Origin of the sequence: Phyllobacterium sp. 21LDTY02-6, from assembly GCF_023554255.2 — a bacterium.
Taxonomy (GTDB): domain Bacteria; phylum Pseudomonadota; class Alphaproteobacteria; order Rhizobiales; family Rhizobiaceae; genus Phyllobacterium.
The window spans coordinates 346,180-361,757 of sequence record NZ_JAMJWD020000003.1 but is presented as its reverse complement, the minus strand read 5'-3'; the positions used below and the strand labels follow the sequence as shown (position 1 = coordinate 361,757).

Genomic DNA, 15,578 nt, shown 5'->3' with positions numbered 1-15,578 from the left:
TCGGAAAAGCGGCTTTGCCGCTAGCCCTGTCGGCTGACCTCGACGACCAGCTTGCCGAAATGGTTGGCGTCGCGGAGCGCGTCATAGGCGAGGTTCGCCTCGTCGAAGCCGAAGACCTTGTCGATCTGTGGCCGGATGCCCGCCTTGACCAGCATTTGCAGGGCCGCGACCGGACCGACATAAATCCCCTGAAGCGTAATCCGCTTCTCAAGAATGGTGGCGGTGTCGATCTTGCCGTCGAACCCGGTCAGTACGCCCATCAGGGATATCCGGCCATCGAAACGGGTCGCCTTCAGGGTCTGGTTAAGCGTCTGCGGCCCTGAAACCTCGACGGCGAGGTCCGCACCCTTACCGTCGGTGAGCCGGAGCACTTCGTTTTCCCAATCCGGCCGCTGGCGGTAATTGATGATCTCGTCAGCACCGAGGGCACGAGCCCGCTCAAGCTTCTCATCCGAACTCGATGTGATGATCACACGGGCACCGGCCTTCTTCGCCAGTTGAAGCGCGAATATGGAAACGCCACCGGTTCCAAGCAGCAGCACCGTTTCGCCGGGCTGTACCGGCCGCCGTTCGAACAAAGCGGCCCACGCCGTCACGCCTGCACAAGGCAGGGTCGAGGCTTCCTCGAACGTCATCGAGTCCGGAATTCGAACGACGCCGGTTGCCGGCACGACGATGCTTTCGGCAAGGACGCCATCCACGCCGGGTGCACCCAGGCTGCCCGCCTTGCGCGCCTCGGTGATATTGCCCTCGACCCAACCCGGCATGAAGCCGATGACGACCCGGTCACCGACCGAAAGCGTCTCGACACCCTCTCCTACCGCCGAAATCACGCCAGAGCCGTCCGACACCGGAACGAAACCCTCAAATCGCTGCGCCACGATCAGGTCGCGGTAATTCAGCGAGGCGGCCCGTATATCGACCGCGACTTCGCCCTTGGCCGGATGGCGGCGCTCGCCCTCGCCGAGGGTTGCCCAGGGGTTATCATGTCCATTGATGATATAGCGCTTCATGACAGTCTCCTTTTCAGGCACCGCAAATAACATTATGCTTCCTGTATTATAAGTACGTACAAAGAGAGCATGTAGTATCATGATAGATAGTGTCACCAGACGCGAGCGACGCAAGGCAGGCCGGACCGGCTGTGCCGTGGAGGCGACGCTTTCGGTGATTGGCGGGATCTGGAAACCGGTGATCCTGTTCCATCTGCTCGAAGGCAAGCTGCGCTTCAACGCGCTTTGCCGCCTCGTTGCCGCCGCAACGCCAAGAATGATGACCTTGCAGCTGCGCGAACTCGAGGCAGACGGGGTTATCCGGCGCATTGTCCATCCAGAGGTTCCGCCAAAGGTTGAATATGAGCTGACGGATCTCGGCCGCACATTGGCTCCGGTGCTGCTCAGCATGCGCGATTGGGGCCAGCGAATACAGGCGGCCGATGGCGGATACCAGCCGACGCCCTGCTAGCTTCTGCCGACCCCTCGAACTCGATGCGCTCGGCCGCGGCTGGCCCCGTCTACGTTTCTGCTCCGATACGGAACTTAACACGCGATTAGCTTTCGTTGTACGGCAATGCTGATCACGCTCCAAGCTCATGAACAAAGTGCCACAAACTCCAGATCATGGGTTTTTCCGTGCAAAGCGGCCGTCAGCATGGGCTCAACCGAGAATTTTCCGCGCTCCGCCCGTTCGATCAGGCTGCGGAAATAGGCTGCCGGTGCTTTGATCGTTTCCGATCGCTGGAGCATGCAGGCGATTATGATCGCCGTGTTCTGATGCCCGAGCACCCCCAGGCTCTTTCCATAGGCTTTTGGCGAGATACCGAGATAGGCTTTGACCTGACCTGCAAGAGCGTAAAACTGCTGCCAGTTCGTAATCTCACGGAGCGAATAGTCGGCGATTTCGGGACAGGCTCTCATGACCGTATCGAGCGAAAACGCCTGATGCAGGGGCTTCTCCACCGGCGCTGGCTTGTCGTGGTTGGCATCGACATTTGCCGCAACGCTCAGCGGACGTTCTTTTATTTGAGATTCTGATTCGAGACTCTGTTGCTGCCGCTCATTCTGACGGTCATTGGTGCTCGGAATCCGATCATTGATGTTCTTTTCCAACAGGATAGTGACTTCGGCCTGCAGGGCCTCCAAGGCCTCCAGAATATGTTGGAGCTGTCCTATCTCGGCGCGGCGAGGGATTGCCTCGACAATGGCGCGAAGCCGGGCGTTCAACATGGTCCAGTCGCCGGCGAATGTCTCGCGGTGTGCGACATCGATGAGTTTGGCAATGTCGCGTCGATGCAGGCTTACACGCTCGCGCAGGAGCTTCAACGCCATCCGTTCGGCCTGGACTTTCGCAGCCGCGCGCTTGAACTCATCGGCCCGCGCGAGCAGCGGCGCCAGCGAGAACCCGAAGGCCTCGACGATCTCGCCTCCCCTGCCCTTGCGCGAATATCGTTTGCCATTGGGGCTGTCCTTGCGGGTAATCAGGCCAAGCTCGAGTAGCGCCGCGAGATGCCGGCGCAATGTTGCACCTGCCATGCCGTGCGCCCGGAGCGATAGTTGCGCATTGGACGGAAAGACGATCAACGGCTCCTTGGACGAGAGTTCGGTCTGGGGCAGGAAGGATAACAGAGCGCTGAGCACGGCCAGTGAACGATCGCTAACCTCCAACGCCTCCTTGCCTTCGCAGAGCCAACGATAGACCTGCCACTTGTCGACGGCGGTATCATCGGTATGTGCGCGCGCCTGCGCTTGTGCCTGGAGATGGCCAAGCGTCATCGTCCGCCGCCCAAAGGGCGTCGTTATATGACTTTCAAGCATCGTTCTTTCACCTTTCAATGAGGCAAAAGATATTCAACCACCGAAACGGTGCCATAAACTCTTGACAGTGATTCGAGGAAATGCGATTCTCAACTTGCTGAGAGATGAGAGAGGCTTCCACGACGGAAACGTTTGGGGGCCTTTTTCTTTTGCTGCGTTACTCCTTGGTATTCTGGGCCTGCCATTCAGCATAGATTTCATCCAGCTTGCCTGACAGAAATGTCCCGAAGCCGACCGTGGCTGCGGTTGCCTTGAGGGAAAGCGAATAGGCTTTCCCGGTGTTCTTGATCCTGGCCGTCAGCTTGCCGTCGCGCGTATGCCACTGGGTGACTTCGCTACTGCCCTTCGGCTGCTGTGCAAGCTTGGCCAGCATGAATGCGAAGCGATCATCCGATGCCAACGCCATGAACTGCTCGGAAGCGGCAGCTTTTCGCAGCCGGTCGAGATGCTGTTCATCGGCGATCTTTTCGGATAGCTCCATCCATTTGCGCCTGCCGATGGAAGGTGCCGGTCCAATCGCGCGCACAAGATCAGCGGGGATCGCCCGCGCCACCGATAGAAGCTTGGATAGCTCCGTCTTGTCGGTGTTGAGCGCCTGCATGATCACGTCGCGACCAAAGCCTTTCGCCTCGAGGCTGAGCGCGAACAAAGCGCGCTCGATGTAGGACAGGTCCTTGCGCGCCGTATTCTCGATACCCTGCGCGACGACTAGCTGTGCATCGGTGAGGGGCCGGACGACCGCACGCACTTTCCGCCCCAGCAGCCGAACGGCGATGAGGCGGCGGTGACCATAGGCCACCTGGTAGCGGCCATTGAGCTCCGGGTGCTGGCGCACGAGGATCGGAACCTCCTGCCCGTTCTCGGCGATCGATTGCACCAGCGGGTCGTCTTCCGTAACGGCTTCATCCAGCCTGTCGCGTACGAACGATATCTCGATCAGCTCCGGATCGAGTTCGACGACCGTATCGCCCGATTGAAGTGCTGCCTGCAGGTCGCGCGCTTCCTGGTCCAGCCGGTCGAGCGCCAGCCCCATCGTGCGAACGGGCCCGGCAAGAACGCGGCTGCGATCATTGGCCTCTTCGGCATCGAGCGAGTTGGCCGCGGCCAACTCTCGGCTTGTATCGGCAAAAATGCCGGTCAATTTATCGCGTCTGCTCATACCCTGCCCCACGCAATCTTCATGCTTTCGAGGATCTCGCCATTCACCGCATCCAGCGATTCGATCGCGCGGTCATAGGTCGTGCGGCGAACCTGGCCGCGTTCGATCTCGTAGAGTGTCTGTTTGGTCAGGCCGGCATCGGCGATGGCCGTCGATTTAACGACGGTCGCGGCCAGGACTTCTTCGCGGAACAGACTTCGCAGCAGGGCCACGATCTGCCCCTGCGGCCCATCGAACGGCTCGTGCCTTGTTATGACATAGCGAATGAAATCATGGTTCAGGTCGCCGCCGGCCTTCCTTACGACTGAAAGAAGATCGGAGGTCATCAGCAGGAACTGGCTCATCGATGCGACGTCCACCATTTGCGGATGAATGGTGATCAGCAGCGAAGTCGCTGCGCACACCGCGCCGAGTGTCAGATAGCCGAGTTGCGGCGGGCAATCGATGATGACGACATCATAGTCCGCCTCGACTTCGGCAATGGCCGAGCCGACGCGCTTGAAGAAAATCTCGCCCTGGGCCGTCTTTCGCTCGATGAGGGCGCGAGGCGTCTCATGCTCGAACTCCATGAGCTCCAGATTGCCCGGCACCAGGTCGAGCCCGGTAAAATAGGTCTTGCGGATAATGTCGCGCAGCGGGCGGCGTTTGTCATCGTAGCGAATGGCGCCATAAAGCGTGTCGCCTTCCGCCAGGTCGAATTCAGGCTGTACACCAAGCATCGATGTCAGCGAGGCCTGCGGGTCAAGATCGACGGCAAGCACGCGGTAGCCCTGCAACACCAGATATTGCGCCAGATAGATCGAGGTCGTCGTTTTCGCCGAGCCGCCTTTGAAGTTGGCGACGGCGATGGTCTGCAGCTTCTCGCCATGCTTGCGCCATGGCAGATAGGTGAGGGCGTCCTTGGGCTTGATCGCCGCCATGTGCTGGCGCAGTTCGTGGATCTGGCCGAGCGTGTAGGAACGCCGCCCGGTTTGGGAAATGTCGGGCGCAGGTCCCTTGCCGTCGAGCGATAGCTGGCGAAGATAACCATCCGATACGCCGACGAGCTGCGCCGCCTCCCCGGAGCTGAATGTCTTCAGCGCTTTCTCGGATGAAGGCGGGAACAGGCGCTCCCGCAGCAGCTGCAATTGCTTTGACAATTGCTTCGCATGATGGGAGATTTTGGCATCGGAAGTAATGCCGACAGCCGATACGTTTTTATTCTGCAACACCGATGTTTTCCTCTCGATGCGCTTTTTAAGCGACATAATCAAAAAAACCGTATTGAAACTGCCATGATTCGGGGCTTATGACAAATAACGCCCGACAGACAAGGGTTTCGCCGAAAAGTTGGCCGCGGCCAACTGGGTTAGGCGAGCTCCAATCGCCCTCACGGCGAGCCGCTGGCGGTGAAGCTGTCGGGCCACGAATCATGCTGGGGCCACTTCACTTATGCAACACACGGCCCTCCGTGGGGGATAAATGGAAACTTATCCCACCACTTTGAAACCGGGTTATTGTGATTCGGTCCTTTCCAGTGGGGGAGCAGCTTCCGGTGCTGTTTCGATTGCTGGGAAAGGATGGCGTTGCCGGGATATCGGAAGTGACAACCCCGATTGGCCAGCAAACTGCAGATGGAAACGGAGGTGGCGCTTCGTTTTCCGGGTTGTTGCGTCTGACAAGCGCAGCAACAGCAGGCAAAGACGTCGCGGGCGGTCTTCGGACCTCGACCCTGATACCACTACTGACGCGCTGAAGACCGCCCGTCTCCCCCCATTTTCAATGACCAGACGCGATTTCGCGGGCGTGGTGAGGGTTTTGCTTATTCTGCGTCTCCAACAAGGGATTGCACTCCACCTCCCTCATGCCGAGCTTGTCGAAGCACGCACTATCTTGATGCAACCAAAAAAGGGATTGCACCAACGTTGCTGCGTGGTTCGACATGATCCCCCATGTGGGCCCAGCCCAGCATGAGGGGAGGGGTACAGGGTGGCGGTTCTGGGAGGTTAAGCAGGGGACCTGGCTGGAAATAGTGCACCAGCGCCCGTCAACCACGCCATTGCGCCAATCCAACTCAATGAAGCAAACCTTCGTTTAGCTTCAAGATAGGGGGTTAGAGCGCAGGTGTGGGTGGTTGTACGACGGCAGGCGACGAGACATCGCCCGAACCCCCTTATAACCCTGACAGCTCAGATATTCAATCGCCGACTGGGCACCGCAATCGGCACCGCAATGTGTGCCGTAACGGCCGGGCCGGGCGCTTTGCTCCCTCGCCCGATCAGGCCGACGCTCCCCTTGAAAGAAATAGGGCGCTCGACCCGTGAGGGGAGCGCCCTATCGAACCCGGACGACCGCGCGCGCAGATCGCTCTGCCGCTGCACTATCGTCTTGTACGGGTGGAAGCCACAGATGGGAGCCGCCGGTTACACTTTCAAGAGGCGCTTTCACTATTGCCGTAAAGCGCCCGCGAGCGCTCCAGGTGTTTGAGGATGGCAGCCTCGGCGCCATCCGCATCGCCGGCCTGCAGGCGCTCGACGATTTCCTCATGTTCGACCAGCGTGAATTTCTCCTTGCCGGTCCAGATCAGCATGTGCACGTGAAACTGCTTCAGCCATGCCAGCATGGCCTCGCTGACGGCGACAAAGATGGGATTGCCGGAAATCTCCGCAATGCGGGTGTGGAATTCCATGTCGGCCGAGATGAACTCCTCGGCATTGCCGAGCGAACGGCGTTGCAGATCGATGATCTGGCGAAGGTCGGCGATATCCTGTTCCGTCGCGCGCTCGGCCGCTTCCCTTGCCATGCCACGCTCGAAGAAGATGCGCGCGCCTTTCAGGTATTCCAGCGAATCGGCGGACTGCATCAGCATGATCTTCGCGGTCAGATCGACCTGCCGCAGGATCGACTGCGCGGTCAGACGCAGCACTTTCGCCCGTTCGCCATGGGTGATGCTGACGAGCCCCTTGCCGGCCAGCGCCTGCATCGCCTCGCGGATCGCCGGGCGGCCAACGCCGAAGCGTTCCATCAGCACCCGCTCCGACGGCATTTCGTCGCCGGGCTTCAGTTCGCCGGAAGTGATCAGCCGTTCCAGCCGATCGAAGACTTCATCGGACAATTTTCGGCGGACGATCTGCTCGACGACTGAGGACATGGTTTCTCGCTGACTCATGGAAATCCTTCCTTAGCACCAACGGCGGCTTGCACAAAGTGCATCGATCTCGGCAGGCCGGCCAGATTTCTGTTGCACAGTTGGAATACTCATTATACCAGTGCGACAGACGACACCATGGCTAATTTGCCGTCGCGGGAGGAGTAGTTGACCACGATCACCCTGACCTACCGGATCGAGACGCCGGGAAGCATCGAGGCGATGGCCGCCAAGATTGCCAGCGATCAATCGACGGGAACCTTTGTGCCGGTGCCGGGCGAAACCGAGGCGCTGAAAGACCGGGTGGCGGCGAGGGTGATTGCAATCCGCCCCCTCGACGATCGTGAGTTGCCGACCTGGCCGGAGGCGCCTGCGGCGGGCGGCGTATTCCACCGGGCGGATGTCGATATCGCCTTTCCGATCGACGCGATCGGAACCGACCTCGCGGCCCTGATGACGATCGCCATAGGCGGTGTCTTCTCGATCAAGGGCATGACGGGCATCCGCATCGTCGGCATGAAACTGCCTGAGATCTTTGGCGAAGTTCATCCGGGCCCGCAATTCGGCATTGATGGAAGCCGCAGGCTGACCGGGGTCGAAGGTCGCCCGATCATCGGCACGATCGTCAAGCCTGCGCTCGGGCTGCGCCCGCATGAAACCGCCGAGTTGGTCGGAAGCCTGATCGAATCCGGCGTCGATTTCATCAAGGACGACGAGAAACTGATGAGCCCCGCCTATTCTCCGCTCGAGGATCGGGTGGCGGCTATCATGCCGCGCATTCTCGATCATGAGCAGAAGACCGGCAAGAAAGTCATGTATGCGTTCGGCATTTCGCATGCCGATCCTGACGAGATGATGCGCAATCATGACATTGTGCTCAAGGCTGGCGGCAATTGCGCCGTCGTCAACATCAATTCGATCGGCTTCGGCGGGATGAGCTTCCTGCGCAAGCGCTCGGGCCTCGTCCTGCATGCCCATCGCAATGGCTGGGATATCCTGACCCGCGATCCCGGTGCCGGTCTCGATTTCAGCGTCTACCAGCAGTTCTGGCGGCTGCTTGGCGTCGACCAGTTCCAGATCAACGGCATCGGCGTGAAATATTGGGAGCCGGACGAGAGCTTCGTCCGCTCCTTTGAGGCGATCAGCACGCCGCTGTTCAAGGCCGCGGATCGTCCCTTGCCGGTCGCCGGATCGGGCCAGTGGGGCGGGCAGGCGCCGGAAACCTATGAGCGCACGGGGCGGACGGTCGACCTGCTCTATCTCTGCGGCGGCGGTATCGTCAGCCATCCCTGCGGCCCGGCTGCCGGCGTGCGCGCGGTCCAGCAGGCATGGCAGGCCGCGGTCAAGGGCATAGCGCTGGAGGACTACGCCAGGGACCATCCGGAGCTTGCCGCATCGATCAAGAAGTTCGGCAAGGCGCAAGCATGATGGCCGAAACGCTGCTCAGTTATTATGGCGATGATTTCACCGGATCGACCGACGTCATGGAGGCGCTCGCTTCCAATGGCGTTGCGACGGTGCTTTTCCTCGGCATTCCGTCGCCGGCAATGCGCCAACGGTTCCGCGATTGCCGTGCGATCGGCATTGCCGGCACCAGCCGCAGCGAAACGCCGGAATGGATGCAGCAGCAGTTGACGCCCGTCTTCGAATGGCTCAAGGGCCTCGGCGCTGCGATCTGCCACTACAAGGTATGCTCGACCTTCGATTCGAGCCCCAAGGTCGGAAGCATCGGCACGGCCATCGAGATCGGCAAGTCCGTCTTCGAACAGGCTTGCGTGCCGGTCATTGTCGGCGCGCCGCAACTCGGGCGCTATACCAGCTTCGGCAATCTCTTCGCCACCTATCAGGGCAAAATGTTCCGCATCGACCGGCATCCGGTCATGAGCAGGCATCCTGTCACGCCGATGGACGAGGCCGATCTGATCGTCCATCTTGCCCGCCAGACCGGCCTGTCCATCGCGCTTGCAGACATCGCGACGCTGTCGTCGCCGGACGCGGCGTCCAGGATCGACGCGATGGCATCCGATGCCGGAATTCTGTTTTTCGACGTGGATTCGCCGCAGACGCAGGCGGCGGCCGGGGACCATTTGTGGCGACTGGCGCGCAAGGGCAGCCGTTTCACCGCCGGGTCGTCCGGCGTCGAATATGCCTTGCTGAATAGCTGGCGGCAGCAGGGCGTCATAGGCGAAAAGCAGCATTTCGCTTCGCCCGGAAAGGTGGAGCGGCTCGCCGTGGTGTCGGGCAGCGTTTCACCCACCACCGCGCGCCAGATCAGCGCCGCCACCGCGGACGGCTTCGACAGTGTCAGCCTTGATCCGGTGGAGCTCGTTTCCGGCGGCGAGGAAGCCGTGGCCAGGGCCGTCGATGACGGCATCCGTATCTTGAAGTCTGGCCGCAGCGTCATCCTCAATACGGCGCTCGGCCCCTCCGCCGATCGCGGTGCGGAGATCGACCGCATTCCCGGCGCGCGGCACAGGCTCGGCCGTTCGCTGGGCATGATCCTGCGCCAATTGGTGGAGCGGGAGAAGCTGCCCCGCGCGGTCATCGCCGGCGGCGACACATCGAGCCACGCGCTGCGGGAGCTTCGCGTCGAGGCATTGACGACATTGCTCCCGCTGCCGCAGACGCCCGGCTCGCCGCTCTGCCTGGCGCATGGCAGCCATGGGCCGACCGATGGCCTGCAGATCGCGCTCAAGGGCGGGCAGATCGGCACCGATGGCTATTTCGCGCAGATCAGGGACGGGCAGGGGGGCTGAACCGGCGCCCGCAAGTTCGTTACGGAACAGGAACATTCAAGGAAGGAATACCATCATGAAGATTGCAATCGGAGCCGACAGCGCGGGCAAGCCGCTGCTGGATGTGATCGCCGCCCATCTCGGCGGCAAGACCGAACTGGTGGTGACGGATATGAGCCAGCCGGGCTTCTACGCCGATCTCGCGCGCGACCTTGCACAAACCATTATCGATGGCGAGCATGAGCGCGGCATCCTCATCTGCGGCACGGGCATCGGCGTGAGCATCTCGGCCAACAAGGTGCCGGGCATCCGCGCCGCGCTGACGCACGACACCTATTCGGCCGAACGCGCCGCCAAATCCAACAATGCCCAGATCATCACCATGGGCGCCCGGGTCATCGGGCCCGAACTGGCCAAGTCCATCGTCGATACCTGGCTGGCCTCGGAATTCGATCCGAACGGTCCGTCCGCATCCAATGTCGCGGCGATCGACCGGCTGGACGGCACCGGCGATGCTGTATAGTGATTGACTCATCATACCAGTTGCTATACGAGCTTGTTTTGAAAAGGTGAGGAAAAATATGACATCGGTTGCTTTGTTCGGTGCTGGCGGGAAAATGGGATACCGGCTCGCCAAGAATTTGAAGGGCTCGCGGTTCGACGTTCGCCATGTGGAAGTCAGCGATGCCGGCAAGGCACGGCTCAAGAACGATCTCGGCCTTGATTGCATTGCGGCGGACGAAGCCCTCGCAGGCGCGGAAGTCGTGATCCTCGCCGTTCCGGACACGGCTATCGGCAAGGTCGCCGCGGGCATCGTCGACAAGGTGAAGCCCGGCACGATGATCGTTGCGCTGGATGCGGCCGCTCCCTTTGCCGGCCACCTTCCGGAACGCAGCGACCTCACCTATTTCGTCACCCATCCCTGCCATCCGCCGATCTTCAACGATGAGACGGACATGCAGGCCAAGAAGGACCATTTCGGCGGCCTTTTCGCCAAGCAGCACATTGTTTCCGCGCTGATGCAGGGGCCGGAGGAGGCCTATGCGCTCGGCGAGGAGATCGCCAAGGTGATCTGGGCGCCGGTCATGCGCTCGCATCGCGTCACCGTCGAACAGATGGCCATGCTCGAGCCCGGACTTTCCGAAACCGTCTGCGCTTCGTTGCTGGTCGTCATGCGGCAGGCGATGGACGAATGTGTCGCGCGCGGCGTGCCGGAGGAAGCGGCCCGCGATTTCCTGCTCGGACACATGAACGTCCTTGGCGCGGTCATCTTCAAGGAAGTCGATGGCGTCTTTTCGGATGCCTGCAACAAGGCGATCGAATTCGGCATTCCGGCGCTGATGCGCGACGACTGGAAGAACGTGTTTCAGCCAAACGAGATCGCGGAGAGTATCCGGCGCATCACATGACATCGCAATTGGTGAGGACATAGAAACCTCACCCGCTCTGCCTGGGAAATAGAGCCATTCAACGGGAGGAAAACCATGAATATGACACGCAGACTGACACTGGCGGCTTTCGCGGCAGCCTTGGCGATGGGCGTATCCGCGCCCGCATTCGCCGCCGATCTCATTGCCATCATCACGCCGTCGCATGACAATCCGTTCTTCAAGGCGGAAGCTGTCGGTGCCGAGGCGCGCGCCAAGGAACTCGGCTACGAGACCCTGATCCTCGTGCACGATGATGACGCCAACAAGCAGTCGCAATTGATCGACACGGCTATCGGCCGCGGCGCCAAGGCGATCATCCTCGACAATGCGGGCTCGGAAGCGTCGATCGCCGCCGTCAAGAAGGCAAAGGATGCCGGCGTTCCCTCGTTTCTCATCGACCGCGAGATCAACGCCACCGGCATCGCCGTCTCGCAGATCGTTTCGAACAATTTCCAGGGCGCGCAGCTCGGCGCCGAAGAGTTCGTTCGCCTGATGGGCGAGAAGGGCAATTATGTCGAGCTCCTCGGCCGCGAAGCCGATCTCAATGCCGGCATCCGCTCGAAGGGCTATCATGACGTGATCGACGAATATCCGGACATGAAGATGGTCGCGCAGCAATCGGCCAATTGGAGCCAGACCGAGGGTTACTCCAAGATGGAGACCATCCTTCAGGCCAATCCGGACATCCAGGGCGTCATCGCCGGCAATGACACGATGGCCATGGGCGCGATTGCCGCGCTGCAGGCAGCGGGACGCAAGGACGTCATCGTCGTCGGTTTCGACGGCTCCAACGATGTGCGCGACTCCATCAAGTCGGGCGGCATAAAGGCGACGGTCCTGCAGCCCGCCTATGCCCAGGCACAGCGGGCGGTGGACCAGGCCAGCGAATATATCAAGACCGGCAAGGCTCCGGCGGAGGAGAAGCAGCTGATGGATTGCGTGCTGATCACCAGCGAAAACGCATCGCAGCTCGAAACCTTCGCCCTGAAGGACTAAGCGTCCCTGACATGGCAGTGGCGGAACAGTCCCCACTGCCATGCGCATTGCATGGAGGCGTCTCATGCCCATGAACCGGACAGGCCTGTTGATGGCGGCGACCCTTGCCGCCGCATTGGCGGGCTGCAAGATCATAAAGACACCGACCCCGGAAGAAGCCGCGGCGACGGCAAGCGGCGGCTTTGATCCGGCGCGTCAGGTGGCGGAACTCTGGGACGCCAAGGCCGTGCCTTTCCTGAACCAGCGCGCCGGAAATTTCACCGAGGTGGCCGCCCTCGCCGGCAGCGATCCGGATGCTGCCGGGGCAAAATATGGTCACAAGGAGGAGCAGGGCAGCGCTCCCTGGACCTTCGCGGCCAAGGTCGCCGGTACGATCGTCAAGGCCGAGACCAGATCCCGCGCTTCCTATCTCGATACTGATGTCGATGGCGACGGCAAGGCCGATGTGCGTATCCAGATCGGGCCGGTCATTCGCGGCACCGCGCTGCGCGACAGCCTCGACTTCGTGAATTTCAATGCGTTCAAGAACCAGATCCAATGGGCCGAATTCGGCAAGGCCTTCAACAGCCATGTCAACTCGGCGACGCTGGAAAAACTGCCGCGCGACAAGATCGAGGGCAAGAAGGTCGAAGCGGTAGGGGCGTATCCGCTGCCCGCCAAGGGCCAGCTGCCGCTGCTGACGCCCGCCACCATTTCGGTCGGAGACTGAGATGGCCGGGATGGATGAAGGCGATGTCGTTCTGAGGCTGGAGGACGTGACGAAGGTCTATTCCGGCATCGTCGCGGTCAAGCATGCCAATCTCGCGCTCAGGCGCGGCGCGGTAAATGTCCTCGTCGGCGAAAATGGCGCCGGCAAATCGACGCTGATGCGGATGATTGCAGGCGTGGAACGGCCTTCGCTCGGCCGCATCCTGCTCGAGGGGCAGGAAGTCGAGTTCAATTCGCCCGCCGATGCGCAGAAACATGGCATCGGCATGGTGTTCCAGGAGCTCAACCTGTTCGGCAATCTTTCGGTCGCCGAGAATATCTTCGCCACCCGCGAAATCGTCCGCGGCATCCGCGGCATCGATCACCGGGCGCAGGTCGAGAAGGCCAATGCGTTCCTGGCCAAGCTCGACGCCGGTATCGACGCGGAAAGCATGGTCGACGACCTGCCGATCGGCCAGCAGCAACTGGTCGAGATCGCCAAGGCCATTTCCCTCGACACGCGTATCCTCATTCTCGACGAGCCCACTTCGGCGCTTTCGGCGGCGGAAGTCGATATCCTGTTCAAGGTGATCGGCGAGCTCAAGGCGCAGGGCGTCGCCATCGTCTATATTTCCCACCGGCTCGAGGAGTTGATGCGCATCGGTGACTACATCACCGTCCTGCGCGATGGCCAGATCACCGGCCACGCCATGGTTTGCGACATCGATACCCGCTGGATCGTGCGGTCGATGATCGGGTCGGACGCCAAGGATTTCGCCAAGTCGATCTCGCACAAGCTCGGGGGCGAGGTGTTTCGCGCCGAGGATATCTGCCTGCCGCGCAAGACCGGCGGACTTGCCGTCGATCATCTCTCCATATCCGTCCGGGCGGGCGAGGTGCTCGGCATTTACGGGCTGATGGGAGCCGGGCGCAGCGAGTTCTTCGAATGCGTCATGGGCCGGCATGTCAATTCCACCGGCAGGATCTACATCGACGGCGAGGAAATCGGCTCACGCGATACCTCCACCCGCATCAAGCGCGGCCTTGCGCTGATCCCGGAGGATCGCCAGCGCGAAGGGCTCGTGCAGGTCCTGTCGATCGCCGCCAACCTGACGCTGGCGAGCCTCGAGCGGTTTACCCGTTTCGGCTTTCATATCCGCGACGAGAGGGAGCAGGGCGCCATCGCGCAGGCGATCCGCGACCTGGCGATCAAGGCGCCCAATCCGGATTTCGACATTACCTCCATGTCCGGCGGCAACCAGCAGAAGGTCGTCATCGGCAAGGCGCTGATGACCAACCCGAAAGTGCTGCTGATGGACGAGCCGAGCCGCGGCATCGACATCGGCGCCAAGGCCGACGTGTTCCGGACGATGCGCCGGCTTGCCGGCGAGGGCCTTGCGATCCTGTTCTCCACCTCTGACCTCGAGGAAGTCATGGCGCTCTCCGACCGCATCGCGGTGATGAGCAATGGCAAGGTGACACGGATCATCGACCGCGAGGAAGCAAGCGAAGAAATTATCGTCAAGGCCGCCTCTGTCGGCCATAGATCAAGGGAAACTGCGTCATGACCACGGCAACCACGACCAAGGGCCTCGCAGGCGGCAATGGTTCGATGCTGCTGACGCTGATGAAGCTCCGCACCTTCATAGCGCTCTTTGCCGTCATCGCCTTCTTCGCGATATTCGCGCCCAATTTCCTGTCCGCCGCCAACCTGATCCTGATGTCCAAGCACGTCGCGCTCAATGCCTTCCTGGCCATGGGCATGACCTTCGTCATCATCACCGGCGGCATCGATCTTTCGGTCGGCTCCATCGTCGGCCTTTGCGGCATGGTGGCCGGCGGCCTCATCCTCAACGGCATCGATCTGCAATTCGGCTATACGATCTATTTCAACGTGTTCGAAGTGTGCCTGATCACCCTCTTCGTCGGCGTCCTCATCGGCGCGATAAACGGCCTGCTGATCACCAAGCTGAACGTCGCGCCCTTCATCGCGACGCTTGGAACGCTCTATGTCGCCCGCGGCTTCGCGCTGCTTTCGTCCGATGGCCAGACCTTCCCCAACCTCGTGGGCAAGCCCGAGCTTTCCACCACGGGGTTCGGCTTCCTCGGCTCCGGCAGGCTGCTCGGGCTTCCGGTCTCGATCTGGATACTCGTCGTCGTCGCGCTGGCTGCCGCCTATGTCGCGCGCTATACGCCGATCGGCCGCCAGATATTCGCCGTCGGCGGCAATGAACGCGCCGCGCGCATGTCGGGCATCCGCGTCGACCGGGTGAAAATGTTCGTCTACATGTTTTCCGGCCTCTGCGCCGCCATTGTCGGCGTCGTCATCTCATCGGAACTGATGGCGTCGCATCCGGCGACCGGCAATTCCTTCGAACTCAACGCCATTGCGGCGGCGGTGCTCGGGGGAACGTCGATGTCGGGCGGACGCGGCACGATCGGCGGGACCATCATCGGCGCCTTCGTCATCGGCATCCTGTCGGACGGGCTGGTGATGATGGGCGTTTCCTCCTTCTGGCAGATGGTCATCAAGGGTATCGTCATCATCGTCGCGGTAGTGGTGGACCAGGCGCAGCGCAGGCTGCAGCAGCAGGTTGCCCTGAAGCAGCTCGCGGCCAGGGAGTAATAACG

The 15,578-nt window shown here is 61.2% G+C and carries 14 protein-coding genes; 9 read left to right on the top strand and 5 right to left on the bottom strand.

The features are described from left to right. Positions 1 to 20: 20 nt before the first annotated feature. The gene (locus M8997_RS13110) at positions 21 to 1,013 is read right to left on the bottom strand and encodes an NAD(P)-dependent alcohol dehydrogenase (protein ID WP_250018967.1); all 993 of its coding nucleotides are present in this window, start codon (positions 1,011 to 1,013) and stop codon (positions 21 to 23) included. Between the two features lie 79 nt (positions 1,014 to 1,092). Between M8997_RS13110 and M8997_RS13105 the strand changes: the two genes are divergently transcribed. Continuing rightward, the gene (locus M8997_RS13105; protein ID WP_250018968.1) at positions 1,093 to 1,464 is read left to right on the top strand and encodes a helix-turn-helix domain-containing protein; all 372 of its coding nucleotides are present in this window, start codon (positions 1,093 to 1,095) and stop codon (positions 1,462 to 1,464) included. A 125-nt stretch (positions 1,465 to 1,589) separates the two neighbouring features. Here M8997_RS13105 and repC read toward each other — a convergent pair whose 3' ends face one another. The 4 genes from repC to M8997_RS13085 all read right to left on the bottom strand — a co-directional run bounded on the left by repC (position 1,590) and on the right by M8997_RS13085 (position 7,102). Next, complete coding sequence (gene repC / locus M8997_RS13100) at positions 1,590 to 2,813, bottom strand: plasmid replication protein RepC (protein WP_250018969.1); 1,224 nt, start codon at positions 2,811 to 2,813, stop codon at positions 1,590 to 1,592. Positions 2,814 to 2,970: 157 nt separating this feature from the next. Continuing rightward, positions 2,971 to 3,972, bottom strand: coding sequence for a plasmid partitioning protein RepB (repB, locus tag M8997_RS13095; protein WP_250018970.1), 1,002 nt, complete (start codon positions 3,970 to 3,972; stop codon positions 2,971 to 2,973). Then, a complete protein-coding gene (gene repA, locus M8997_RS13090) occupies positions 3,969 to 5,180 on the bottom strand; it encodes a plasmid partitioning protein RepA (RefSeq protein ID WP_256473302.1) in 1,212 nt (403 codons plus the stop codon). Before repA ends, repB begins: the two co-directional genes overlap by 4 nt. Before the next feature lie 1,202 nt (positions 5,181 to 6,382). Continuing rightward, complete coding sequence (locus tag M8997_RS13085; protein WP_250017821.1) at positions 6,383 to 7,102, bottom strand: transcriptional regulator NanR; 720 nt, start codon at positions 7,100 to 7,102, stop codon at positions 6,383 to 6,385. Positions 7,103 to 7,267: 165 nt separating this feature from the next. On the opposite strand from M8997_RS13085, the gene oiaX reads away from it, so the two are divergent. The 8 genes from oiaX to M8997_RS13045 all read left to right on the top strand — a co-directional run bounded on the left by oiaX (position 7,268) and on the right by M8997_RS13045 (position 15,573). After that, positions 7,268 to 8,527: a 3-oxo-isoapionate-4-phosphate decarboxylase OiaX gene (gene oiaX, locus M8997_RS13080; RefSeq protein WP_256473282.1), complete on the top strand. Its 1,260-nt coding sequence runs from the start codon at positions 7,268 to 7,270 to the stop codon at positions 8,525 to 8,527. Continuing rightward, positions 8,527 to 9,855 carry a four-carbon acid sugar kinase family protein gene (locus M8997_RS13075; protein WP_250017825.1) on the top strand — a complete coding sequence of 443 codons (1,329 nt, stop codon included), beginning with the start codon at positions 8,527 to 8,529 and terminating at the stop codon, positions 9,853 to 9,855. Before oiaX ends, M8997_RS13075 begins: the two co-directional genes overlap by 1 nt. Positions 9,856 to 9,910: 55 nt before the next feature. Continuing rightward, positions 9,911 to 10,357, top strand: coding sequence for an RpiB/LacA/LacB family sugar-phosphate isomerase (locus M8997_RS13070; protein ID WP_250017218.1), 447 nt, complete (start codon positions 9,911 to 9,913; stop codon positions 10,355 to 10,357). Positions 10,358 to 10,415: 58 nt separating this feature from the next. Next, positions 10,416 to 11,243, top strand: coding sequence for a phosphogluconate dehydrogenase C-terminal domain-containing protein (locus M8997_RS13065; protein ID WP_250017219.1), 828 nt, complete (start codon positions 10,416 to 10,418; stop codon positions 11,241 to 11,243). 75 nt (positions 11,244 to 11,318) lie between these two features. Then, a complete protein-coding gene (locus M8997_RS13060; RefSeq protein WP_250017220.1) occupies positions 11,319 to 12,260 on the top strand; it encodes a D-ribose ABC transporter substrate-binding protein in 942 nt (313 codons plus the stop codon). A gap of 64 nt (positions 12,261 to 12,324) precedes the next feature. Next, positions 12,325 to 12,969 (top strand): DUF2291 family protein, encoded by a 645-nt coding sequence (locus tag M8997_RS13055; RefSeq protein WP_250017221.1) that lies wholly within the window; start codon positions 12,325 to 12,327, stop codon positions 12,967 to 12,969. Position 12,970: 1 nt separating this feature from the next. Then, entirely contained in the window at positions 12,971 to 14,515 is a 1,545-nt protein-coding gene (locus M8997_RS13050) for a sugar ABC transporter ATP-binding protein (RefSeq protein ID WP_250017222.1), read from the top strand. Next, positions 14,512 to 15,573 carry an ABC transporter permease gene (locus tag M8997_RS13045; protein ID WP_250017223.1) on the top strand — a complete coding sequence of 354 codons (1,062 nt, stop codon included), beginning with the start codon at positions 14,512 to 14,514 and terminating at the stop codon, positions 15,571 to 15,573. The genes M8997_RS13050 and M8997_RS13045 overlap by 4 nt, the downstream gene beginning before the upstream one ends. Positions 15,574 to 15,578: the final 5 nt, after the last annotated feature.

Bases quoted from the DNA above. Each gene is read 5' to 3' on its own strand.
- M8997_RS13050 (WP_250017222.1), top strand. From the start codon at position 12,971: ATGGCCGGGATGGATGAAGGCGATGTCGTTCTGAGGCTGGAGGACGTG.
- repB (WP_250018970.1), bottom strand. From the start codon at position 3,972: ATGAGCAGACGCGATAAATTGACCGGCATTTTTGCCGATACAAGCCGA.
- M8997_RS13110 (WP_250018967.1), bottom strand. From the start codon at position 1,013: ATGAAGCGCTATATCATCAATGGACATGATAACCCCTGGGCAACCCTC.
- M8997_RS13055 (WP_250017221.1), top strand. From the start codon at position 12,325: ATGCCCATGAACCGGACAGGCCTGTTGATGGCGGCGACCCTTGCCGCC.
- M8997_RS13070 (WP_250017218.1), top strand. From the start codon at position 9,911: ATGAAGATTGCAATCGGAGCCGACAGCGCGGGCAAGCCGCTGCTGGAT.
- repC (WP_250018969.1), bottom strand. From the start codon at position 2,813: ATGCTTGAAAGTCATATAACGACGCCCTTTGGGCGGCGGACGATGACG.
- M8997_RS13105 (WP_250018968.1), top strand. From the start codon at position 1,093: ATGATAGATAGTGTCACCAGACGCGAGCGACGCAAGGCAGGCCGGACC.
- M8997_RS13060 (WP_250017220.1), top strand. From the start codon at position 11,319: ATGAATATGACACGCAGACTGACACTGGCGGCTTTCGCGGCAGCCTTG.
- M8997_RS13085 (WP_250017821.1), bottom strand. From the start codon at position 7,102: ATGTCCTCAGTCGTCGAGCAGATCGTCCGCCGAAAATTGTCCGATGAA.
- M8997_RS13045 (WP_250017223.1), top strand. From the start codon at position 14,512: ATGACCACGGCAACCACGACCAAGGGCCTCGCAGGCGGCAATGGTTCG.
- M8997_RS13065 (WP_250017219.1), top strand. From the start codon at position 10,416: ATGACATCGGTTGCTTTGTTCGGTGCTGGCGGGAAAATGGGATACCGG.
- M8997_RS13075 (WP_250017825.1), top strand. From the start codon at position 8,527: ATGGCCGAAACGCTGCTCAGTTATTATGGCGATGATTTCACCGGATCG.